The following is a 20,776-nucleotide window of genomic DNA, read 5'->3' on the forward strand; positions in this document are numbered from 1 at the left end:
GTGTGCCCGAACGCAGGCTTGAATCCGTGGGCCGCCGCAATGGGCCATCCCTGGCCCAGTGCGGCTAACCCGGCGTCCTGCCGGGTTGCCCACGTATTCAAGCCTGCGTTCGGCCAGCGTGGTTTAACGGGGCGCCTGAGATCAAGATCAAGAGCGACTCGCTGCGCATCGTGGTTACGGGTGGCGCGGCTGCGTTGTGTAGGAGCGAGCTTGCTCGCGAAAAACGTCAACGATAACGTGTGCGTCCTGAATGAACGCGGTGCCTGTGGGTTTTTCGCGAGCAAGAGCTAGGCGCCCCCCTCGCTCCTACAAAAAAGCCTTGAACTGACTGGCCTCAGGGTAGGCCATGGTGTCAGAGCGCACTCAGCAGGACTTCGATCTCGTCGAAACTCGGTCGCGCCAGCACCTGTGGCTGACAGCAGCGGATTTGCAGATCAACCAGCTCATCCGCAACTGCGCCCTCGACCCGCTCCAGCAACTCCCCCAGCAGCACGCCGAACGCGCGTACTTCAATGCGCTGCAGCGCTTTGGTTTCCGCGGTGTCCGCCGTGGCATGGAAGGACGCCGCGCCAAAGTCCCCAAGCAAACAATCACCCGCCGCATTCCATAAAATATTGTGGCCATACAGGTCGCCGTGGGTAATGCCGTGCCGGTGCAGGTGCGCGGCGACTGAGGCGATACCGCGCGCCATGCGCAGTGCCACGTCCAGGCTGAAACGGGTGTCGGGTGCGTAGATGTCCCGCGTGCAGGACGCCAGGCTTGGCAACGCCGCGAGGTTGCGGTAACTCGGGTCGATCAGGTCCATCACCAGTGCAGCCTGGTCATCGGGGTGATCGCTGACGCGGCCTTCGACCTTGATCAGGTTGGGATGCAGCCCGGCGGCGATGCACGCTTGCATTTCATGCAGCGGTGAACCGTCGCTGGTGATGCTGCCTTTGTACAGTTTGACCGCGACCGGCAACGCCCGGGGTTTCCACAGCGCCTTGCGAATAATCCCCGACGCCCCTTCGCCGAGCACTTCGCCCAGTTGCAGTTCGGCCCAGGGAATGTCCGGTGTTCCGTCGGCCGTCACCTCAACGGCCATTTCCACCGGATTGCCGGCGTACGCCAGCCACGTCAGGCTCGGCAGGGTCAGCAGCCACTGCGGCAGGTGGGTCAGGCGGTTGGACGCGATGCGGATCAATTCAAGGTTTTCGCACTGGGCCAGGCTGGGCGGCAGCTGCGTCAGTTGGTTGCCGGCCAGCATCAGCTTTTGCAGCAGCGGGCGTTGGCCGAGTTCGTCGGGCAATTGGCTGATGCAGTTGTCGGTGAGGATCAGCCAGCGCAATTGCGGCGGCAGAGCGGCTGCCGATACCCGCTCGATGCGGTTGGCCTTGAAGCCGATCATGCTCAACTGGGCGCAGCGGCCCAGGCATTCAGGCAGTTCGGTGAAGGCGTTGTCCGAGCAGAACAGCACGCGCAGGTGCCGCAGGCGGTGCAGGTCGTCCGGCAGGCTGCTCAAGGCGTTGCCCGTGAGGTTGAGGATTTCCAGCGAGTCGGCCAGTTCGAAGATTTCCCGGGGGAATTCGGTCAAACCGCAGGCCAGGTCCAGGCGGGTAGTGCCGGCCAATTGGCCGGCCTTGAGTTGGGCGAGGGTATTGATCAACGGCGCGGTCACTCGACAAGGGGGCGTGAAAAGGCGCTCATGATACCGGGTCGCGCGCGACTTGCGTGCCGCACTGGCGTAATTGCCCCAGGCGGCTGGCGGTACGTGCAAGGTCGATGGCCTTGCCGCCCAGGGCCTGCTCCAGTGGCTGCGCGCCGATCAGGGTCAGCTGTTTGTCGCGGTCGTAAAGCACGTCCACCAGATTGATAAACCGTTGCTGCACGGCGATCGGGCAGTCGGCGAGGTGGGGCAGACCGTCGATGATCCAGTGGTCGAAGTCCTGGCACAGCAGCAGATAATCCATCACGGCGGTGAGCTGTTCGCACAGGTCGCCGAAGGTAAAGGCGATGCTGCGTGCTTCACGGCGGCGGCACTGCAATTGCCGGTTGCCAACGGTCAGGGGCAACGCCGGGCAATCGGCGGCAGGCAGCCCGAGCGCCTCACGTTGCGCCACGCTGCCTGGCCAGAGGTACCGGCCCGTGCTGAAGCGCTGCTCGGCATGGGCCTGGGGCAGGCGGCGGAAGTCCTCGGGGGCACTGACTTCCAGCACGTCCATGCGCGCCGCGATCAGGTCGATCACCGGCTTGAAGCGCTGGTGATACAACGGGTTGGGCAGCAGGCCCTCGGGCGCATAGTTGGACGTCACCAGCACCAGCACACCGCGCTGGAACAAGGCCTTGAACAAACGGCTGATGAGCATCGCATCGCCGATATCGTGCACATGGAATTCGTCGAAACACAGGACGCGACAGTCCGCCAGCCGTTCGTCCAGGGCCACGGCCAGCGCGTCGTCCTGCGCGCGGTGTTGGAACATGCCCCGGTGCAGCTCAGCGAAAAAGTCGTGAAAGTGCACGCGCTGCTTCTCGGCAATCGGCAGCGCCTGGAAAAAACCATCGAGCAGCCAGCTTTTGCCGCGTCCAACCGGGCCGTGCAGGTACAGGCTGCGGGCGGGCCGGCCGCTGAGCAGGTGTTCGGTTTCGCGGGCCAGCGCGGCAATGGCGCGGGTCTGTCCGGCGCTGAGGGTATAGCCCTGCTGCTCAGCCTTGTGCCGGAAAAATGCACGGATGGGCGATGCGCCCGCCTGTTGGGGGGTGGTGCCCAGCAGGCGACGGATCAGGGAAAGCACGGTCAAGGCGCGTCACTCTTGTTTCGGTGGTCGCTCACTGTAGGACGCTCGCCACGATTTGACCAATACCCAGGCGGCAGCCAGCCCTCCCGTAACAGCCGAACGCAGGGGTATTTCTGACCAGACTGGCAGATTTTCCCCAAGTGGCTACCCTTATACGCAGGAGCCACCCCTGTATAAGGATTTGGGGCAGTGAAGGAACGCACAGTATTGGCAGTCATGGGCATGATGCTCTGCAACACGGTGTTTGCGGCGCAGGTCCAAGTGGTGGTGCGCATCGATGTGCAGCGCGGTTGCCAGTTGGTGGGTACCACGCGCACTGCGGGCATCGAGCAGCTTGGCGTGTTGGATTTCGGCAGCGGCTCGCGTCTGGATGACCCGGCCGGGCCCTTGAGTGCGGCGCTGATCAGCCAGCGCCAGCCACGCCTGGAATGCAATCCCGATACACCCTATCAAGTGCGCGTTGACGGCGGCCTGCATGGCGGCGTTGGCGAAGTGCGTTTTCTGGCCAATGGCGCGCCGGCGAGCAAGCCCATCCCCTATCGCATTTATGCCGACGCCGCGCGGTTGATCCCGTTGCCGGTGGATGTGCCGGTCAGCGGTCGCGTGCCGGACAGCGGCTCCGTCGACCTGCCGCTGTTCGGCCGTATCGAGCCGCTCAAGGACATCCCCGCCGTCGGCCGTTATTCCGACCTGCTCAAGGTTACGGTCACATGGTAATCCGCTACCTGGCCGTAACGGCTCTGCTGTTGCTGGCCGAAGACGCGCACGCGGCCGCTGCCAGCGGGCAGATTCAGGCGCAGTTGGTGATCACCGCCAGTTGCGAGGTCAACAAGAGCGTCGACATGGCGCCCGTGACGCCCGAAGGCGGCACTGCGATGCTGGATTTCGGCAGCCAGGGCCCGACGTGGAACGATACCCTGGGCGCGGCCGTTTCCGCCGGCGACAAAACCCCCTTGTCGGTGTCCTGCAGCCCCTCGGTGGCCAACAGTTTCACCGTGACCATCGACGGTGGCACCAATGGCGACGGCATCACGCGGCGCCTGAGCAACGGTCGCCAGTCCATTCCCTATCAGCTGTGGGCAGACCCTCTGGGTCGCAGCGCCTACAGCATCGGTGAGCAACGAAACTTCGCCATGACCCACGACGCCCAGGTACCGATCCCGGTCTTCGGCTCCGTGGTGGCGAATACCAGGGCCCTACCGGCCGGCATCTACACAGACACCCTGACGGTGACTCTGGATTGGTAAACCATGAGGATGGATATCATGCATGTACTCGTATCTCGATTGGGCGTCTGCGCCCTGGGCCTGGCGATGGCCTCCAGCCTCAACGCGGCGACCACCGTGACCGGGCAGATCAGCTCCAGCCTGACCTTGATTGCCAGCTGCCAGGTCAACGGCTCCGGTGCGGCGACCGGGTTGAACTTCGGTAGCCTCAACTTCGGTACCACCAACAGCCTGTTCACCAGCGCCAACGCCCAGTTGCTGGGCGGCACCGGCACCGGCGGTGCGTTGTCGATCCTGTGTTCGGCCGGCACCACACCGGCCGTCAAAGTGCGCGCCGGTGCCCATGACGGCGCATCGCCGGGTGGTACTCGCGCATTGGCCGATGGCGCGGGTAATTTCGTGCCCTATGACTTCTACACCGACAGCGGTTTCTCCTCGCTGCTGGCGATCGATGGCGTGATTACCCTCGCCGCCAGTACCGGTGTCGCGCAAACCGTAGGCTTGTATGGCCGCGCGGTGGGCAAGCCGGGCCTGCCGGCGGGCGTCTACACCGACACCGTGGCCGTGGAGCTGACGTTCTGACGATGTGGCTCAGGGTGTGGTTGGCCTGTGGGCTGGCGTTGCCACTGCCGTTGTCGGCGGTGACCAGCCAGAGCTTCCAGGTCAGCGCGACCATCACGCCGGGTTGCCTGATCGTGGGCAGCGCGAGCAACTACGGCACGCTGACCTATGGCAGCTATTCGGCCCTGGCCACCAGCACGGTGACGGCGGCCCTTACCGGCGGCGTGACCCTGCAATGTACGCCGGGCGTGGCGCTGAGCATGAGCGTCGACGGCGGGTTGCACAGCGGCACCGGGCGCAATTTGCTGCACAACAGCGGCAGCGCGCAGGTGGCTTACCAACTGTTTCGCGATGCGGCGTTCAGCCAGAGCCTGGGGATCGGCCAGAGCATCAGCGTGAGCTACAGCGATGCAAACACCATCAGCCTGCCGATCTACGGGCGGGTGGTACTGCCGGGCAATCAGCCTGGGGGGACGTACAGCGACACGTTGCAGGTGCAGCTGTCGTGGTAGGGCTATGGAAATAAGGAGTGGTTTTATGCGTTCACCTTCCCGGCGGCTGTGGGCCGCGGGTGTTGTCCTGGGTGCCCTGTGCACGAGCGGGCTTGTGCAGGCGGCCAGCTCGGTGCTGATCTGGCCCATCGACCCGGTGCTGGAGGCCGACCAACAGGCCAGCGCGCTGTGGCTGGAGAACCGTGGCAGCGAGACGGCCAACCTGCAGGTGCGCGTGTTTGCCTGGAGCCAGAACGGCTTCGACGAGCAGTACCAGAACCAGCGCGATGTGATCGGCAGCCCGCCGGTGGCCAGGATCGAACCCGGGCAGAAGCAACTGGTGCGCCTGACCCGCACCCGTGAAGTGCCGCCAGGCCGGGAGTTGGCCTATCGCATCATCATCGATGAAATTCCCTCGGCGCTGCAGGTGCCCGCGCCACCGGAGGGCAAGAATACGGCGGCGGCGATTCGTTTCCAGATGCGCTATTCGGTGCCGTTGTTTGCCTACGGCGCCGGCCTGTGGAGCAAGGACGACGCCACCCGCCAGCGCGACCCCACGGGCGCCGGGCAGCCGCAGTTGAGCTGGAAGAAGGTCAACGTGGCCGGGCGCAGCTATATCGAGGTGCGTAACCAGGGCGCCGTGCATGCGCGGTTGACCGATGCCTCGTTCAAACAGGGCGGCCAGACCCGGCCGCTGGTGGAAGGGCTGCTTGGCTACGTATTGCCGGGGGCGACCATGCGCTGGCCGATGCCGGGCGATGTGCCGGGCGATCAGCCGCTGCAGGTCAGGATCAACGGCGCGACGCAAGTGGAGAGCCTTGCGCCGACACGGTAAACGGTGTGTCGCGGGACGGGTGCAAGCCCGGGTTTTAACAGGATGGAGATGTCCATTGAAGGACGCAACGCCATGGTGAGTCGTGGTTGGGCTCGTGGTATATGGCCATCGATGGCAGTGGTAAGCGGGTTGTGGGGCGCTGCGGTAGCGGGCGATCTGCCGCCGCCGCCAAGCAGCATGGAGGCGGTCGCCGATGCACAGCTGTTTCTGCAATTGGTGGTCAACCAGATGGACACCGGCCGGGTCATCGCGGTCGAGCAACGCGCCGGGCAGCTCTTCGTGCCCGCCAGCGCCTTGCAGGACGTGGGCATGAAGCTGCCGGGAGATCCTGATGGCAGCGTGGCCCTGGACACCGTGCCTGGCCTGCACAGTGATTACGACAGCAATGGCCAGCGCCTGCTGCTGGATGTGCCACCGTCCTGGTTGCAGGAGCAGTTCATCGGCAACCGCAACACCTACCCGCGCACCCAGGCCATGAGCAGCTTCGGCGCCTTGCTCAACTATGACGTGTATTTCAACGACACCGACGAGGGCGGCAGTTACCTTGCGGCCTGGAACGAGGTGCGCCTGTTCGATAACTGGGGCACCTTGTCCAACACCGGGCAACTGCGCCAGACCCTGTCCAATGGCATCAGCAACAGCACGCTCAACAATGGTTATCGGCGCTACGACACCACTTGGCGCTTCTCCGATGATGAGCGGCTGCTCACCTACGAGGCCGGCGACGTGATCAGCGCTGCGTTGCCCTGGAGCAGCTCGGTGCGCCTGGGCGGGGTGCAACTGTCGCGGGACTTTGCCGTGCGTCCGGACCTGGTGACGTACCCCTTGCCGCAATTTGCCGGCGAGGCGGCGGTGCCCTCGTCGGTCGACCTGTTCATCAACGGCTACAAGACCGAAAGCGCGCAGCTGCAACCCGGGCCGTACACCCTGACCAACATCCCGTTCATCAATGGTGCCGGTGAGGCCGTGGTGGTCACCACCGACGCCCTCGGTCGCCAGGTGTCGACCACCGTTCCCTTCTATGTCACCAGCACCTTGCTGCAACACGGCTTGACGGATTTTTCCGTGGCCGCCGGGACCTTGCGTCGCGATTACACCCTGCGCGATTTCGGCTACGGGCCGGGCGTGGCCAGCGGTACGTTCCGCTACGGCTATTCCGACAACCTGACCCTGGAAAGCCACGCCGAAGCCTCCAGCGACCTGACCCTCGGCGGGCTCGGCGGCAACCTGCGCCTGGGCAATTTCGGCGTGCTCAATACCGCCGTCAGCCAGAGCCGGTTCGACAGCCGCAGCGGCCGGCAACTGAGCCTGGGCTATCAGTACAACAGCGCGCGCTACAGCCTGATGTACCAACGTGTCGAACGGCGCGACGCGTATGCCGACCTGACCCTGGTCGACACGCCCTACGCTCGCCTCAGCAAGCGCAGCGAGCAAGTCACCCTGAGCCTCAACCTCGAGCGGTTCGGCAGCCTCGGCCTGGGCTATTTCGACGTGCAGGCGGCGGACGACTCGCGCACGCGCCTGCTCAACCTGAGCTGGAGCAAACCGCTGTGGCGCAACTCCAGCGTGTACCTGTCGGCCAACCGCGAAATCGGTGACAGCAACTGGGCGATGCAGGCGCAACTGGTGATTCCGTTCGACCTCAACGGCAGCCTGGCCTTGAGCACCGAGCGCGGCAAGGACGGCGCCAGCCGGCAACGCATCAACTACAGCCGTGCGGTGCCCAGCGAAGGCGGGGTGGGCTACAACCTCGGCTACGCCCAGGGTGATGCCCCGACTTATCGCCAGGCCGACCTGACCTGGCGCCTGCAATCGGTGCAGTTGCAGGCCGGTGTGTACGGCAGCAGCGATGCGCAGACACGCTGGGCGGATGCCAGCGGCTCGCTGGTGTGGATGGGCGGTAACACCTTCGCCGCCAACCGGATCAACGACGCCTTTGTGGTGGTAAGCACCCAAGGTTTCGCCGGCATTCCGGTGCGCTATGAAAACCAGTTGGTCGGCGAGACCGACCACAAGGGCCACTTGCTGGTGCCCTGGAGCAGTGCCTATTACCGCGCCAAATATGAAATCGATCCGCTGAACCTGCCACCGAACGTGCAGACCCCGAATGTCGAGCAGCGCGTGTCGGTGCGCCGTGGCAGCGGCTACCTGCTGGAGTTTCCATTGCGCCGGGTGCTCGCCGCGAGCATCACCCTGGTCGACGGCCAGCACCAGGAGTTGCCGCTGGGCAGCCTGGTGGTGCATGAACAGAGCAACACCCAGGCAGTCGTGGGCTGGGACGGGTTGGTGTATCTGGAAAACCTCAGCGCCCACAACACGCTGCACGTCACCCTCGGCGAGGGTCGCAGCTGCCAGGCGAGTTTCGATATCAATGAGCAGCAACAGGACGTGCCGCTGATCGGGCCGTTGGTCTGCCAATGAAGGATTGAACAGGGAGTGTCCAGGTGAAGGGCAAGGGATGGCTGTGTGGGGTAGGGCTGTTTGGCTTGGGGCTGTTGTGTTCGGGCAAGGCATTGGCCGTGTGTTCGGTGGCGCCCACAGTACCGGCCAGTTTCGGCTCGATCAGTTCGATGACCGTACGCACCGCTGCGCAAACCAGCTCCACCACCAATGCCGGGCTGAGCTGCACCTCGGCGCTGATCTCGCTGCTGGTGTCGACCGACCATTTCTACGCCACGATCACGTCGACTCAGGGCGGCATGCGCGGGCCGACCGGGGATGTGATCGGCTACACGATTTATGGCACCAACAGCACCAGTTATCCCATCACCCGGGGGGCGCAGTTCGATTTTGGCGGCGCCGGCGGTATCGCCCAGATCATCGGGCTGCTCGCAGGCCCGGGTGCGAAAACCGTACCGCTGTACCTGGGCAGCATCACCGGCAGCAATGTCGCCGCCGGCTTGTATACCGAGACGCTGAACATCGCCTGGAACTGGAACTACTGCTCGGGAGTCGGTCTTGGCGGCGTCTGCCTGGGGCGTGACATCGGCAGCGGCACGGCGGCGCTGACCGTCAGCATGAACGTGACCAATGACTGCCAGATCACCGCGCCCAATGTCAGCTTCGGCAGCGCGCCGGTGGTCAGCGGTTTCGCCGCCGTGACCGGGCAGACCATCAACATTGCCTGCACCAAGGGCAGCGCCTACACCGTGGGCTTGAGCGACGGCCAGAACGCGGTCAGCGTCGGTGGCCGGCGGCGCATGATTTCCGGCGGCAACTACCTGGCCTACGACCTCTTCAAAAGTGCCGGCACCACCCGTTGGGGCAGCGTTGGCGCGGCGCGGCGGGCCAGCTCCACGGCCGAGGTCAACCCCGGCAATGGCTTGGGCACGGGCAGCCAGGTGTACAACTACAACGCCAGGATCTACACCGACCAGCCCACGCCACCGGCCGGTATCTATGTGGATAACGTGGTGCTGGACGTGGGCTTCTAGAACTTCATTTGCCCGGGGCTGGCCTGATCCACGGGACTGACCATCGCGTAGTTGTACCCACCGCCCGACCAATAGTCGGCCTGCAAGCCGTCGGCGCTGCGGCTGCCGCGCGGCAGGAAGCCGTTGTTCGGGCCCGGTGGGCGGATATAGAAACTGATGCGCCGACCCTGCGGGTCTTCGTACAGCACCATGGCCGCTGCGCCTTGGTCGGTGGTGAGCAGGCGCCCGCTGACCGGCTTGAACCCCGCCTGGCTCAAGTCGGGCAAGCGATGGGCCTGGTTGAAGTAGCGATCGAGCCAGGCCTGCATGGTGCTGCGGTCCTGAGCGTTGTAGTCGGCGGGCATGATGCCGTCCTGGGCAAACAGACGGTATGCCTGCATCGCATCGGCCATCGGCAACAGCCCTGGCTGGGTGGCCTCGCGGGCGTGCCAGCCGCCCAGTCCGCCGAGGCTGACGGCGATCAGCAGCAGCGCCGCAGTGGCGAGATGGCGGCGGGATTGATGCTTGACGCGCTGGCGAATCAGCGCCGGGTCCAATGCCGGGTTGCCCGGTTGTTGCAGGGCACCGCTCAAGGACGCACGCAGCAATTGCGCATCCTGTTGCCAGGCATGCACCTGGGCGGCCACCTCGGGGTGGCTCGCCAGCCAGGTTTCAAGGACACGGCGATCACTGTCCGGCAACTGGTGATCGACGTAGGCGTGTAAGTCACGTTCGCTGGGAGGCAGGCTGATCATTTGAGTATCCGCAGGGAAGGGCTGGCAATTTCGCCATCGCTGAGTTGACGCAAGGCCTGGCGGGCGCGTGAGAGACGCGACATCACCGTACCGATGGGCACGTCGAGTATTTCGGCGACTTCCTTGTAGCTCAAGCCTTCGACCGACACCCACAGCAGCAGGGCGCGCTGCTCGGCAGTGAGTTGGTCGAAGGCTTGCAGGGTGGATTGGGCCATCACCGTACGCTCCACCGAGGGCTGCGCATCGTCGCGACCGGTGAAGAATTCGAGCATGCGCGCGTAGCGTCGGTTGCGTCGATGGGCATCGAGGAATTGTCGGTACAGGATCGAAAACAGCCACGCGCGCAGGTCGCCTTCGATGCGCTTGTCGGCCCAGGCGGTGATGGCCCGTTCCAGGGTTGACTGCACCAGGTCGTCGGCGCTGCTGGCGTTACGGGTCAGGGACACGGCAAAGCGCCGCAGCCTGGGGATGAGTTCGCGTAACTGTTCGTCGAGTTCGTGCATGGGTGTCCGGCTGGTTGCTACGCTGCTGTGACTGGCTGTGACTGGCTGTGACTGGAGAGACGTTCGGCGCCGAAGGTTATTCCATGGGCCGAAAAATAAAATGCGGCCAGGGAATAGAGTGTATCGGCGTGCGTCTCAATGCTCCGACCTTATGTTTCACCCCCTAAGGCCTCAGGCCCTGGAGTTCATTCATGGTAGATCACTCACCACCGCCCCGTCCTCCGTTAAGCACTGCGAGCCTGATCGCGCGACTCGCGGGTATCGGTGCCGTGGTTGCCGTTGTTGCCGGGGCATTTGCCTACGTCAACGGCACCCTCGACCCACAGCGTCTGCGGCCAAAAACCCTGGTCAATGCCCTTGAAACCAATAACGGCGTGCACCCGGGGTTTCGGCGTAACCATGCCAAGGGCGTGTGCGTGGCCGGCTACTTCGAGAGCAATCCCGAGGTGCGCACCTACTCCAGCGCCCAGGTGTTCAACGAGGCGAAAACCCCGGTGATCGGGCGTTTCGCCTTGCCCAGCGGCAACCCTTACGCGCCGGACAGCAGTGTGCCGATCCGCAGTTTTGCCGTGCAGTTCAGCCAGGCCAACGGCCAGCAGTGGCGCACCGGGATGAACAGCATGCCGGTGTTCCCGGTGGGCACGCCCGAGGCGTTCTACCAATTGCTCAAGGCCGGCGCGCCGGACCCGGCCACCGGCAAGCCGAACCCCGCGAGCATGCCGGCGTTTTTCGCCGCCCACCCGGAGACAGCACCGTTTCTGGCCTGGGTCAAAACCGCCAGGCCATCGGCCAGTTACGCGACCGAAACCTATAACGGCATCAACGCGTTTTACCTGGTGAGCGCCGACGGCAAACGCCAGGCCGTGCGCTGGTCCGTGGTGCCACAGAGCCAGGATGCAGCGGGCGATACCGCGCCTGAGGGTGGCGACTTCCTGGAAAAAGACCTGGTGCAGCGCCTGGCTGCGGGGCCGCTGCAGTGGCAGTTGAACATGACGCTGGCCAATCCCGGCGACCCGCTCGATGACGCCAGCAAGACCTGGACCGGCGCGCACAAGGTAGTCACCGCCGGCACCCTGGTGCTGCAGAGCAGCCAGCCACAAGCCGACGGCGATTGCCGCGATATCAACTTCGACCCGCTGATTCTGCCCAGCGGTATCGAGGCGTCCAATGACCCGCTGCTGGCGGCCCGCTCGGCGGCCTATGCCAGTTCCTACCTGCGCCGCGCCGGTGAAGTCAGCCCGTTGCACAGTGCCTCCCAGGAGTCGAAGCCATGAAAGTTCAACCACGCTTTTTCGTCCCGCTGGCGCGTTTGCTGCACTGGCTGATGGCGTTGATGGTCATCGCCATGCTGTTTATCGGCGCGGGCCTGGCGGCGTCGGTGTCCGAGCGCCACGAGTGGCTGATTCACCTGCACAAGCCGCTGGGCATCGCCATTCTGGCGCTGGTCATCGTGCGCCTGGTGGTGCGTTTTTCCACGCGCCAACCGCCGCTGCCGGCTGACTTGCCGCGCTGGCAAGTGCTCGCGGCCAAAGCGTCTCACTGGGTGTTGTATGGCTTGATGCTGGTGTTGCCGTTGTTGGGCTGGGCAATGATTTCGGCGGCCGGTGACCCGGTGATGCTCAGCAGTTCCGTGCAACTGCCGGCATTGGTCTCGGCGAATGCACCGTTGTTTGCGCTGTTGCGCAAGGCCCATGGTTATCTTGCCTACCTGCTGTTCCTGACGGTGCTGGTGCATCTGGCGGCCGCGCTGTTCCACGGGTTGATTCGCCGCGACGGCGTGCTGCAAAGCATGACCGGCACCCGCCACTGATCAGCTTTGACCGATAGTCAACGCACGTGGCCGATGATATCGGCCACGCTGCTCAGGACATCCTTGCCCAGTTGCCTGGAGCGATCACCGGACCAACCGGTTTTCGCGTTGGGCGCGTCGTCGTTGTCCTTGAACGGCATCTCCAGGGTCAGTGACAGGCAGTTGTACTGTTCACCGACCGCATTGCACGCCAGGGTCATATTGGCTTCGCCCGGCAGATCGCGGGTGTAGCCGTAGGTGGTCTGAAAGTCACGGGTCAGTTGGCTCAGGTGACTGCGGAAGTGCTTTTCCAGGGCTTCGATACGCGGATTGTAGCCGGGGTTGCCTTCACAGCCGGCGGTGAACACGTAGGGGATTTCTTCGTCGCCGTGGATATCGAGGAACAGGTCGACGCCATATTTTTCCATCTGCTGTTGCACGAACAGGACTTCCGGGCTGAGTTCCTGGCTGGCGCTCTGCCAAGCGCGGTTGAGGTCCTGGCCCATGGCGTTGGTACGCAGGTGGCCATGAAATGCGCCGTCGGGGTTCATGTTGGGCACCAGGTACAGGTCGGCGACGGCCAGGAGCTTTTTCAACTCGGTGTCACCGCTCTGTTGCAGGCGTTCGATCACGCCCTCCATAAACCATTCGGCCATGTGTTCGCCGGGGTGCTGCTGGGCGATGATCCAGACCTTGCGGCGGCCTTCGCCGCCTTTGCCACGGCGCAGCAGTTGGATATCACGGCCCTCGACACTTTTACCGGTGGCCAGCAGCTTGACGCCGGCGTACTTCAGCGCCTGTTCGATCAACCAGTCGTGGCGTTCACGGCTGTAGGGTTCGAAGTAGGCGAACCACGCGTGTTTTTCCCGGGTCTGGAGGCTGATATGCAGGATTTCGCCATCAAAGCGCGATGGCACGCGGAACCAATTGACGTGGTCGTAGGACGCCACGGCGTTATAGCCGGTCCATGCATGCTTGTAGGATGACCGGCCCGCGTTGCTCAGGCGAAATGTGTGGGTGTGCCCCACATGCATGCCTTCGGCCTTGAAGTGGAACCACTGGTAGTGTTGGCTACGGGTGTCGGGTTTGATTGCCAGCAGCAACTGGTAGGCATCGCTGGCATCCAGGACCTGGATATTGCCGCTGTCGAAGTCGGTGCTGATTTTGATGGACGTCAAGGCCACGGTCATAGTCTGGTTGCCTGAATATGAGGTTGTGGCGGCTATCTTACACAGGCGGCAGGCAATGACTGGAAGCAAAATTGTTGCACGGGGGAGGGGGCGTCATCCGTGACGCTGCGGCAGCTTAGGGTCTATGAGATTGATTCTCAAGCGCTAAATCGTGAAGAAATGGGCTGAAGCCTGGCTGCGGCTTTCTTTACGCAGTGGTCTTTTGCTACCATCCGCGCCATCAAGCAACACACAGTCTTCATTAGCCTGAAGCCATGCCAGAACAACTGGCAAAAAAAAGACCCGGCCAAAGAGCCGGGTCAAAAACCGTGATTAGCCTGATGAGGAGATATTCCAAGAGTCCGACCTAAGGGCTCTTGGTCTATCGACTGATCTCGCGATCAGCTGGGTCCAATAATAATCATTATCATTTGCAAGTCAAATGTTTTTATCCGTTCGATAGAAATATTTTTCGCCTGCGCCCGTCATCCGTTTGCCTGAGCGTTCGGCGCTCGCAACGACCGCTCCACCATCGCCTTCGCCATATCAATCAAATACACCACCGAAAATGCCAGGTCACGCTGATTGCCCTGATGGCTGCTCGCCGACTCGTAGGCGGTTGCCGCCGCGCTGCGCAGCAGGTCGGAGGCGTGCACCAGCGCTTCCTCCTGGCTGATGCCCGGCTTGAGGGTGAAAAAGCTCGGGTCCGAGTCCGGCGCAGACATTTCTTCTTTCAAATAGTAGTCCAGCGCGCGCTGTGCGGCGCCGCTGCAGCGCATGTCGTGCAGCTCGGTGTTTTCAGGTATTTCAGGCAGGTGATACGGGCTCGTCGTCATGAGGGGAGGTACTCTGGGTGGGTGTCGAAAACCTTGTACCGATGATAGTACGTATCGTATTTATGTCGTTTCATGGATTACTACAAACTGTTTATTGCCCTGGCAAATACGCAACGTATTGTCAGTGCCATGGATAACTGGATAGCGTTGGTGCGAGCCAACATGAAAGACCGCAAGGTCACGCAGGATGAACTGGCGGAGCGCCTGGGCATGTCCCAGGGCGGCGTGGGTCATTGGCTCAACAAGCGCCGCGTGCCGAGCCTGGCGGATATGAACCGGGTGCTGGCGGAGTTGGGGCTGGGCTACCTTGAGGTGGCGCTGGAGATTCGTGAGCGGGCAGATACACAGGCGGCCCTGGAGCACCACTACAACCCGTATTTTCGCTACCCGGTCAACGACTGGGGCGGTGTGTGCGAACTGCGCGAAGCACGCGCAAGCTATGGGCCGGAACGCTTTGAATTGACCGATTACCATGCCCACGGCGACGCCTTCTGGCTGCCGGTGATCGGCGACGCCATGACTGCGCCCACTGGCCTGAGCATCAGCGCAGGCATGCTGATCCTGGTCGATCCGGCCATCGAGGCGCAGCCCGGCAAACTGGTGGTTGCGCAATGGCTGGACAACCCCCAGGCGACCTTTCGCCAGTTGCAGGCGGACAGCGGCCAGCTTTACCTGGTGCCGCTCAATCCCACTTACCCCAAACTGCTGTTCACCGATGATTGCCGCATCCTGGGCGTGGTCGTGCAAGCCATGGCGAAGTTCTAGTGCGCCGGCTCCAGTTCCACCAGCGCACTGCCTTCGGCGACCATCTCGCCCTCCTGGCAAAACAAGGCCTTGACCACGCCCGCCTCGGGCGCGCGGATGCTGTGTTCCATCTTCATCGCTTCAAGTACCACCAGCTGCGCACCGGCTTCGACGCGTTGGCCGATGTCCACCAGCACGCGCACAATGCTGCCGTTCATGGGGGCGCTAAGGCCACCTTGATCGGTGTGACCGGCCTCGGCCGCCGCAATCGGGTCGAACAGGCTGACCGCCTGCATCTCGCCATCCCAGCGCAGGTACACCGTGCCTTCATTGCGCACGGCCAGATGGGCACGACGGATACCCTGGTGTTCGATGACCAGTTGCTCGTCCATGAGTGACGACGATGGCCCGGCCAGCGTGACCAGTCGATCCTGGCCATTACAGCTCAAATGCAGTGAAACCTGCGCCGGCAGCCCCGCGCGAAAGCCGTGGGTCGCGGCCCACGGCCCGTCACCGGCCGGCAAGGTTCGCATAAAGGCCGAACCTGCCGCCTGCCAGAACTCATCGCTCAACGCCCCGGCCACCGGCAGCAGCTCAGCCTGATAGCGCGGAATAAACCCGGTATCCAGCTCGGCGGCGGCAAAGGCCGGATGGCCAATGATGCGCCGCAGGAAGCCCAGGTTGGTCTTGAGCCCGCCCACCGCAAATTCGTCGAGCATACTCAGCAACCGCAGCCGCGCCTGTTCACGGTCCTCGCCCCAGGCAATCAACTTGCCGAGCATCGGGTCGTAGAACGGCGAAACACTGTCCCCTTGCTCGACGCCGCTGTCCACGCGCCGCCCCGGGCCGGGCCTGGACTCGCGGTACAGGGCCAGCCGTCCGGTGGCGGGCAGGAAATCAGTGGCCGGGTCTTCGGCATACAGCCTGACCTCAATCGCATGCCCCTTCAGCGGTACCTCTGCCTGGCTGATCGGCAGCACCTCGCCCTGGGCCACGCGGATCTGCCAGGCCACCAGGTCGAGGCCGGTAATCGCCTCGGTGACCGGATGCTCGACCTGCAGGCGGGTGTTCATCTCCATGAAGAAAAACTCGCCGCGCGCATCCAGCAGGAACTCCACGGTCCCCGCGCCCACGTAACCAATTGCCTGCGCCGCACGTACCGCCGCTTCGCCCATGGCCTTGCGCTGCCCGGCACCGAGTCCCGGCGCGGGGGCTTCTTCCACGACCTTTTGATGACGCCGCTGGATCGAGCAATCGCGCTCATTGAGGTACAGGCAGTTGCCGTGTTGATCGGCAAATACCTGGATTTCCACATGGCGCGGTTTGAGCAGGTATTTCTCCACCAGCATTTGCCCGTTGCCAAAAGACGACAGCGCCTCACGCTGGGCGGAGGCGAGGGCTTCTGCCAGCTGGCTGACGTCCTCGACCACTTTCATGCCCTTGCCGCCGCCGCCGGCCGTGGCCTTGAGCAGCACCGGGTAACCGATACGCGCGCAGGCCGCGCGGAAGGTCTCCAGGTCCTGGGCTTCGCCGTGATAGCCCGGCACCAGCGGCACACCGGCGGTTTCCATCAGCGCCTTGGCCGCCGACTTGCTGCCCATGGCGTCAATGGCCGAGGCGGGCGGGCCGAGGAAGATCAAGCCCGCTGCCTCGACGGCCCGAGCGAACCCGGCGTTTTCCGATAGAAACCCGTAGCCTGGATGAATCGCCTGGGCGCCGCTGGCGTGGGCGGCGGCGATCAGTTTATCGATCTGCAGGTAACTGTCGGTGGCCTTGCTGCCGCCCAGGTCGACACGAATATCGGCTTCGCGGCTGTGCCGCGCATCACGGTCGATTGCACTGTGCACAGCCACGGTGGTCAGGCCCATCGCCTTGGCGGTGCGCATGATTCGGCAGGCGATTTCGCCACGGTTGGCCACCAGCACGCTTGTCAGTGGGCTCATGGGTGCGGCTCCTTGGATTGCCAGCTGGGTGCGCGTTTTTGCAGAAAGGCGCGCAAGCCTTCCTGGCCCTCGGCACTGACCCGAATACGCGCGATAGCGTTTTCACAGTAACGCCGCAGTGCCGGGGTAAGGGCACCGCTGCCCACCTCACGCAATAAGTCTTTGCTCGAACGCATCGCCGCCGGGCTGTTGTGCAGCAGGTTGGCGATCCACTCATCCACCCGTTGCTCCAACGTCTCGAGCGGGTAGCTTTCCGCCAACAGGCCGATCTCTCGCGCACGCTGGCCGTCGAATCGCTCGGCCGTCAACGCATAGCGACGGGCTGCGCGTTCACCGATGGCCTGCACCACGAATGGGCTGATCACCGCCGGTGCCAGGCCGATACGCACTTCCGACAGACAGAACTGCGCGTCATCGGCGCCAATCGCCATGTCACAGCAACTGATCAAGCCCAGCGCGCCGCCGTAAGCGGCGCCTTGTACCACCGCCAGGGTGGGGATTTTCAGCTTGGCCAGGTTGTACATCAACTCGGCCAGTTCCCGGGCGTCGTCCAGGTTGGTGTGGTAATCCAGCTCGGCCGACTGCTGCATCCAGGCCAGATCGGCGCCGGCGCTGAAGTGCTTGCCGCGCCCGCGCAACACCAGAAAGCGCAGGGACGGGTCGCCCTGGACGTGGTCGAGGGCGATGATCAGTTCGCGGATCATTTGGGCGTTGAACGCGTTGTTCTTGGCTTCACGACTGAGCCACAGCGTGGCAAAGCCACGGCTGTCGGTGATCAGTTCGAGGGTGTTGAAATCGCTCATGGAATACAGCTCCGATTACATGCGGAACACGCCGAAGCGGCTCGGCTCGATAGGCGCATTGAGGGCGGCGGACAGCGCCAGGGCCAGCACGTCGCGGGTCTGCAACGGGTCGATGACGCCGTCATCCCACAGGCGTGCGCTGGAGTAGTACGGATGGCCCTGGGTTTCGTACTGGTCGAGGATCGGCTGCTTGATCGCCGATTCTTCCTCGGCACTGAACGGGTTGCCGGCGCGCTCGGCCTGCTCGCGCTTGACCTGCACCAGCACGCCCGCCGCCTGTTCGGCGCCCATCACGCCGATGCGTGCGTTGGGCCACATCCACAAAAAGCGCGGGTCATAGGCGCGGCCGCACATGCCGTAGTTGCCGGCACCGAAACTGCCGCCGATGATCACCGTGAACTTCGGCACCTTGGCGCAGGCTACCGCCGTGACCAGTTTGGCGCCGTGCTTGGCGATGCCGCCGGCTTCGTATTTCTGGCCGACCATGAAGCCGGTGATGTTCTGCAGGAACAGCAACGGAATCCTGCGCTGGCAGGCCAGTTCGATAAAGTGCGCGCCTTTTTGCGCGGCTTCGGCGAACAGGATTCCGTTGTTGGCCAGGATCGCCACCGGGTAACCGTGCAGGTGCGCAAAGCCGCACACCAGCGTGGTGCCGAACAGCGCCTTGAACTCATCGAACACCGAACCGTCCACCAGCCGTGCAATCACTTCGCGCACGTCGAACGGCTGCTTGGCATCGGCCGGGATCACGCCATACAGCTCTTCGCCGCTGTACAACGGCGCGACGGGCGTGCGTTGGCGCAACTCGCCCAGCTTGCGCCAATTGAGGTTGGCCACGCTGCGGCGGGCCAGGGCCAGGGCATGTTCATCGTTGTCGGCGTAGTGGTCGGCCACGCCGGAAATCCGGCAGTGCACATCGGCGCCGCCGAGGTCTTCGGCGCTCACCACTTCGCCGGTGGCGGCCTTCACCAGCGGCGGGCCGGCGAGGAAGATAGTCGCCTGCTGGCGCACCATGATCGCTTCGTCGGCCATGGCCGGCACATAGGCGCCACCGGCGGTGCAGGAGCCCATCACCACGGCGATCTGCGGGATGCCCTGAGCGCTCATATTCGCCTGGTTGAAGAAGATCCGCCCGAAGTGCTCGCGGTCCGGGAAGACTTCGTCCTGGCGCGGCAGGTTGGCACCGCCGGAGTCCACCAGGTAAATGCACGGCAGGCGGTTCTGCTCGGCGATGGTCTGGGCGCGCAAGTGCTTCTTGACCGTCAACGGGTAGTAGGAGCCGCCTTTCACGGTTGCATCGTTGGCGACGATCATGCACTCGACGCCTTCCACGCGGCCGATACCGGCAATCACGCCGGCGGCAGGCACGTCTTCGCCGTACACCTGATGGGCGGCCAACTGGCTCAATTCGAGGAACGGCGAGCCTGGGTCGAGCAAACGATTGATGCGCTCACGCGGCAGCAGTTTGCCGCGCGAGGTATGCCGCTCCTGGGCCTTGGCGCCGCCTCCTTGTTGTACCTGCGCGAGCAGGGCGTGCAGCGCGTCGACCTGTTGGCGCATCGCTGCACTGTTGACGGCGAACTCCGCCGAGCGCGGATTGAGCTGGGTATGCAGGGTAGCCATGAGCAGCTCCTTCAGCGGGTTTCGTTGAACAGTTCGCGACCGATCAACATCCTTCGAATCTCACTGGTACCGGCGCCGATTTCGTACAGCTTGGCATCACGCAACAGGCGCCCGGCGGGGAATTCATTGATGTAGCCGTTGCCGCCCAGAATCTGGATCGCATCCAGGGCCATTTGCGTAGCGCGTTCGGCGCTGTACAGGATCACGCCAGCGGCGTCCTTGCGCGTGGTCTCGCCGCGCTCGCACGCCTGGGCCACAGCGTAGAGGTAGGCGCGGCTGGCGTTGAGCTGGGTGTACATATCGGCGACCTTGCCCTGGATCAGCTGGAACTCGCCGATGCTCTGGCCGAACTGCTTGCGGTCGTGGATGTAGGGCACGATCAGGTCCATGCAGGCCTGCATGATTCCGGTGGGGCCGCCGGAGAGCACCACGCGTTCGTAATCGAGGCCGCTCATCAGCACTTTGACGCCGCCGTTGAGCACGCCGAGGATGTTTTCCTCGGGGACGTGCACGTCATCGAAAAACAGCTCGCAGGTGTTGGAGCCGCGCATGCCCAGCTTGTCGAACTTGCTGCTGCGGCTGAAGCCTGTCCAGTCACGCTCGACGATGAATGCGGTGATGCCATGGGCGCCCTTTTCCACATCGGTCTTGGCGTAGATCACGTAGGTGTGGGCGTCGGGGCCGTTGGTGATCCAGGTCTTGCTGCCGTTGAGCACGTAGGCGTCACCGCGCTTGTCGGCGCGCAGTTTCATCGACACCACGTCGGAACCGGCATTCGGCTCGCTCATGGCCAGGGCGCCGATGTGCTCGCCGCTGATCAACTTGGGCAGGTACTTGAGTTTCTGGGCGTGGGTGCCATTGCGGTTGATCTGGTTGACGCACAGGTTGGAGTGGGCGCCGTAGGACAACGCCACCGAGGCCGAGCCACGGCTGATTTCTTCCATGCTCACCACATGCGCCAGGTAACCCAGGCCCGCGCCGCCGTACTCCTCCGGCACGGTGATGCCCAGCAGGCCCATGTCGCCGAACTTGCGCCACAGGTCAGCGGGAAACAGGTTGTCGATATCGATCTGGGCTGCGCGGGGCGCGATTTCCTTGGCCACGAAGGACTGCACCTGGTCGCGCAGCATGTCGATGGTTTCGCCGAGGGCGAAGTTCAGGGACGGGTAACTCATGGACAGGCACCTTAATGTGAGCTTTTGTTGTTGTGTAGGCACGCGCGGGGGAGGGCGCTGACCTTTACGTTAACGTAAGCTTGCGTTGCGGCGCTGTCAATCGTAGTTTACGTTTACGTCAACCTACAAAAAAGAC

At 63.6% G+C, this 20,776-nt stretch carries 20 protein-coding genes; 10 read left to right on the top strand and 10 right to left on the bottom strand.

What is annotated here, in order from left to right; all coding sequences use genetic code 11:
• Window positions 1-352: 352 nt before the first annotated feature.
• Window positions 353-1,642: a protein kinase gene (locus BFP93_RS21680; RefSeq protein WP_065894983.1), complete on the bottom strand. Its 1,290-nt coding sequence runs from the start codon at window positions 1,640-1,642 to the stop codon at window positions 353-355.
• Between the two features lie 40 nt (window positions 1,643-1,682).
• Complete coding sequence (zapE, locus tag BFP93_RS21685; protein ID WP_065894876.1) at window positions 1,683-2,777, bottom strand: cell division protein ZapE; 1,095 nt, start codon at window positions 2,775-2,777, stop codon at window positions 1,683-1,685.
• 222 nt (window positions 2,778-2,999) lie between these two features.
• Between zapE and BFP93_RS21690 the strand changes: the two genes are divergently transcribed.
• The 7 genes from BFP93_RS21690 (at window position 3,000) to BFP93_RS21720 (ending at window position 9,321) form a co-directional block, all read left to right on the top strand.
• Complete coding sequence (locus BFP93_RS21690) at window positions 3,000-3,491, top strand: Csu type fimbrial protein (RefSeq protein WP_083205711.1); 492 nt, start codon at window positions 3,000-3,002, stop codon at window positions 3,489-3,491.
• Entirely contained in the window at window positions 3,485-4,021 is a 537-nt protein-coding gene (locus tag BFP93_RS21695; RefSeq protein WP_065894878.1) for a Csu type fimbrial protein, read from the top strand. Before BFP93_RS21690 ends, BFP93_RS21695 begins: the two co-directional genes overlap by 7 nt.
• 18 nt (window positions 4,022-4,039) lie before the next feature.
• Entirely contained in the window at window positions 4,040-4,582 is a 543-nt protein-coding gene (locus BFP93_RS21700) for a Csu type fimbrial protein (RefSeq protein WP_065894984.1), read from the top strand.
• 2 nt (window positions 4,583-4,584) lie between these two features.
• Window positions 4,585-5,073, top strand: coding sequence for a Csu type fimbrial protein (locus BFP93_RS21705; protein WP_065894879.1), 489 nt, complete (start codon window positions 4,585-4,587; stop codon window positions 5,071-5,073).
• Window positions 5,074-5,098: 25 nt separating this feature from the next.
• Window positions 5,099-5,887 carry a fimbrial biogenesis chaperone gene (locus tag BFP93_RS21710; RefSeq protein WP_065894880.1) on the top strand — a complete coding sequence of 263 codons (789 nt, stop codon included), beginning with the start codon at window positions 5,099-5,101 and terminating at the stop codon, window positions 5,885-5,887.
• Window positions 5,888-5,959: 72 nt separating this feature from the next.
• Window positions 5,960-8,308 carry a fimbria/pilus outer membrane usher protein gene (locus BFP93_RS21715; RefSeq protein ID WP_065894985.1) on the top strand — a complete coding sequence of 783 codons (2,349 nt, stop codon included), beginning with the start codon at window positions 5,960-5,962 and terminating at the stop codon, window positions 8,306-8,308.
• Window positions 8,309-8,331: 23 nt separating this feature from the next.
• Window positions 8,332-9,321, top strand: a complete 990-nt coding sequence (locus tag BFP93_RS21720; RefSeq protein ID WP_065894881.1) for a Csu type fimbrial protein — start codon at window positions 8,332-8,334, stop codon at window positions 9,319-9,321.
• Here the strand turns inward: BFP93_RS21720 and BFP93_RS21725 are convergent.
• Window positions 9,318-10,055: an anti-sigma factor family protein gene (locus BFP93_RS21725; RefSeq protein WP_065894882.1), complete on the bottom strand. Its 738-nt coding sequence runs from the start codon at window positions 10,053-10,055 to the stop codon at window positions 9,318-9,320. The genes BFP93_RS21720 and BFP93_RS21725 overlap by 4 nt on opposite strands.
• Complete coding sequence (locus BFP93_RS21730; protein WP_065894883.1) at window positions 10,052-10,558, bottom strand: RNA polymerase sigma factor; 507 nt, start codon at window positions 10,556-10,558, stop codon at window positions 10,052-10,054. The genes BFP93_RS21725 and BFP93_RS21730 overlap by 4 nt, the downstream gene beginning before the upstream one ends.
• A gap of 191 nt (window positions 10,559-10,749) precedes the next feature.
• Here BFP93_RS21730 and BFP93_RS21735 point away from each other — a divergent pair, with 191 nt between their 5' ends.
• The gene (locus BFP93_RS21735) at window positions 10,750-11,832 is read left to right on the top strand and encodes a catalase family peroxidase (protein WP_065894884.1); all 1,083 of its coding nucleotides are present in this window, start codon (window positions 10,750-10,752) and stop codon (window positions 11,830-11,832) included.
• Entirely contained in the window at window positions 11,829-12,368 is a 540-nt protein-coding gene (locus BFP93_RS21740; protein ID WP_065894885.1) for a cytochrome b, read from the top strand. Before BFP93_RS21735 ends, BFP93_RS21740 begins: the two co-directional genes overlap by 4 nt.
• Before the next feature lie 17 nt (window positions 12,369-12,385).
• Here the strand turns inward: BFP93_RS21740 and BFP93_RS21745 are convergent, their stop codons facing one another.
• Window positions 12,386-13,537, bottom strand: coding sequence for a M14 family metallopeptidase (locus BFP93_RS21745; protein ID WP_065894886.1), 1,152 nt, complete (start codon window positions 13,535-13,537; stop codon window positions 12,386-12,388).
• A gap of 464 nt (window positions 13,538-14,001) precedes the next feature.
• Entirely contained in the window at window positions 14,002-14,352 is a 351-nt protein-coding gene (locus BFP93_RS21750; RefSeq protein WP_065894887.1) for a DUF6124 family protein, read from the bottom strand.
• A 129-nt stretch (window positions 14,353-14,481) separates the two neighbouring features.
• On the opposite strand from BFP93_RS21750, the gene BFP93_RS21755 reads away from it, so the two are divergent.
• Window positions 14,482-15,117, top strand: coding sequence for a LexA family protein (locus BFP93_RS21755; protein ID WP_065894986.1), 636 nt, complete (start codon window positions 14,482-14,484; stop codon window positions 15,115-15,117).
• Here the strand turns inward: BFP93_RS21755 and BFP93_RS21760 are convergent.
• From BFP93_RS21760 to BFP93_RS21775, 4 genes are read right to left on the bottom strand one after another with little or no spacing between them, the layout of a single operon-like run.
• Entirely contained in the window at window positions 15,114-17,039 is a 1,926-nt protein-coding gene (locus BFP93_RS21760) for an acetyl/propionyl/methylcrotonyl-CoA carboxylase subunit alpha (protein WP_065894888.1), read from the bottom strand. The two genes, BFP93_RS21755 and BFP93_RS21760, sit on opposite strands and share 4 nt — an antisense overlap.
• Entirely contained in the window at window positions 17,036-17,842 is an 807-nt protein-coding gene (locus tag BFP93_RS21765) for a gamma-carboxygeranoyl-CoA hydratase (RefSeq protein ID WP_065894889.1), read from the bottom strand. The genes BFP93_RS21760 and BFP93_RS21765 overlap by 4 nt, the downstream gene beginning before the upstream one ends.
• A 15-nt stretch (window positions 17,843-17,857) precedes the next feature.
• Window positions 17,858-19,465: a carboxyl transferase domain-containing protein gene (locus tag BFP93_RS21770; RefSeq protein WP_065894890.1), complete on the bottom strand. Its 1,608-nt coding sequence runs from the start codon at window positions 19,463-19,465 to the stop codon at window positions 17,858-17,860.
• Between the two features lie 11 nt (window positions 19,466-19,476).
• On the bottom strand, window positions 19,477-20,640 hold the full coding sequence (locus BFP93_RS21775) for an isovaleryl-CoA dehydrogenase (protein WP_065894891.1): 1,164 nt from the start codon (window positions 20,638-20,640) through the stop codon (window positions 19,477-19,479).
• Between the last annotated feature and the right edge of the window lie 136 nt (window positions 20,641-20,776).

This window comes from Pseudomonas sp. 44 R 15 (genome assembly GCF_900004965.1).
GTDB lineage: Bacteria > Pseudomonadota > Gammaproteobacteria > Pseudomonadales > Pseudomonadaceae > Aquipseudomonas > Aquipseudomonas orientalis_A.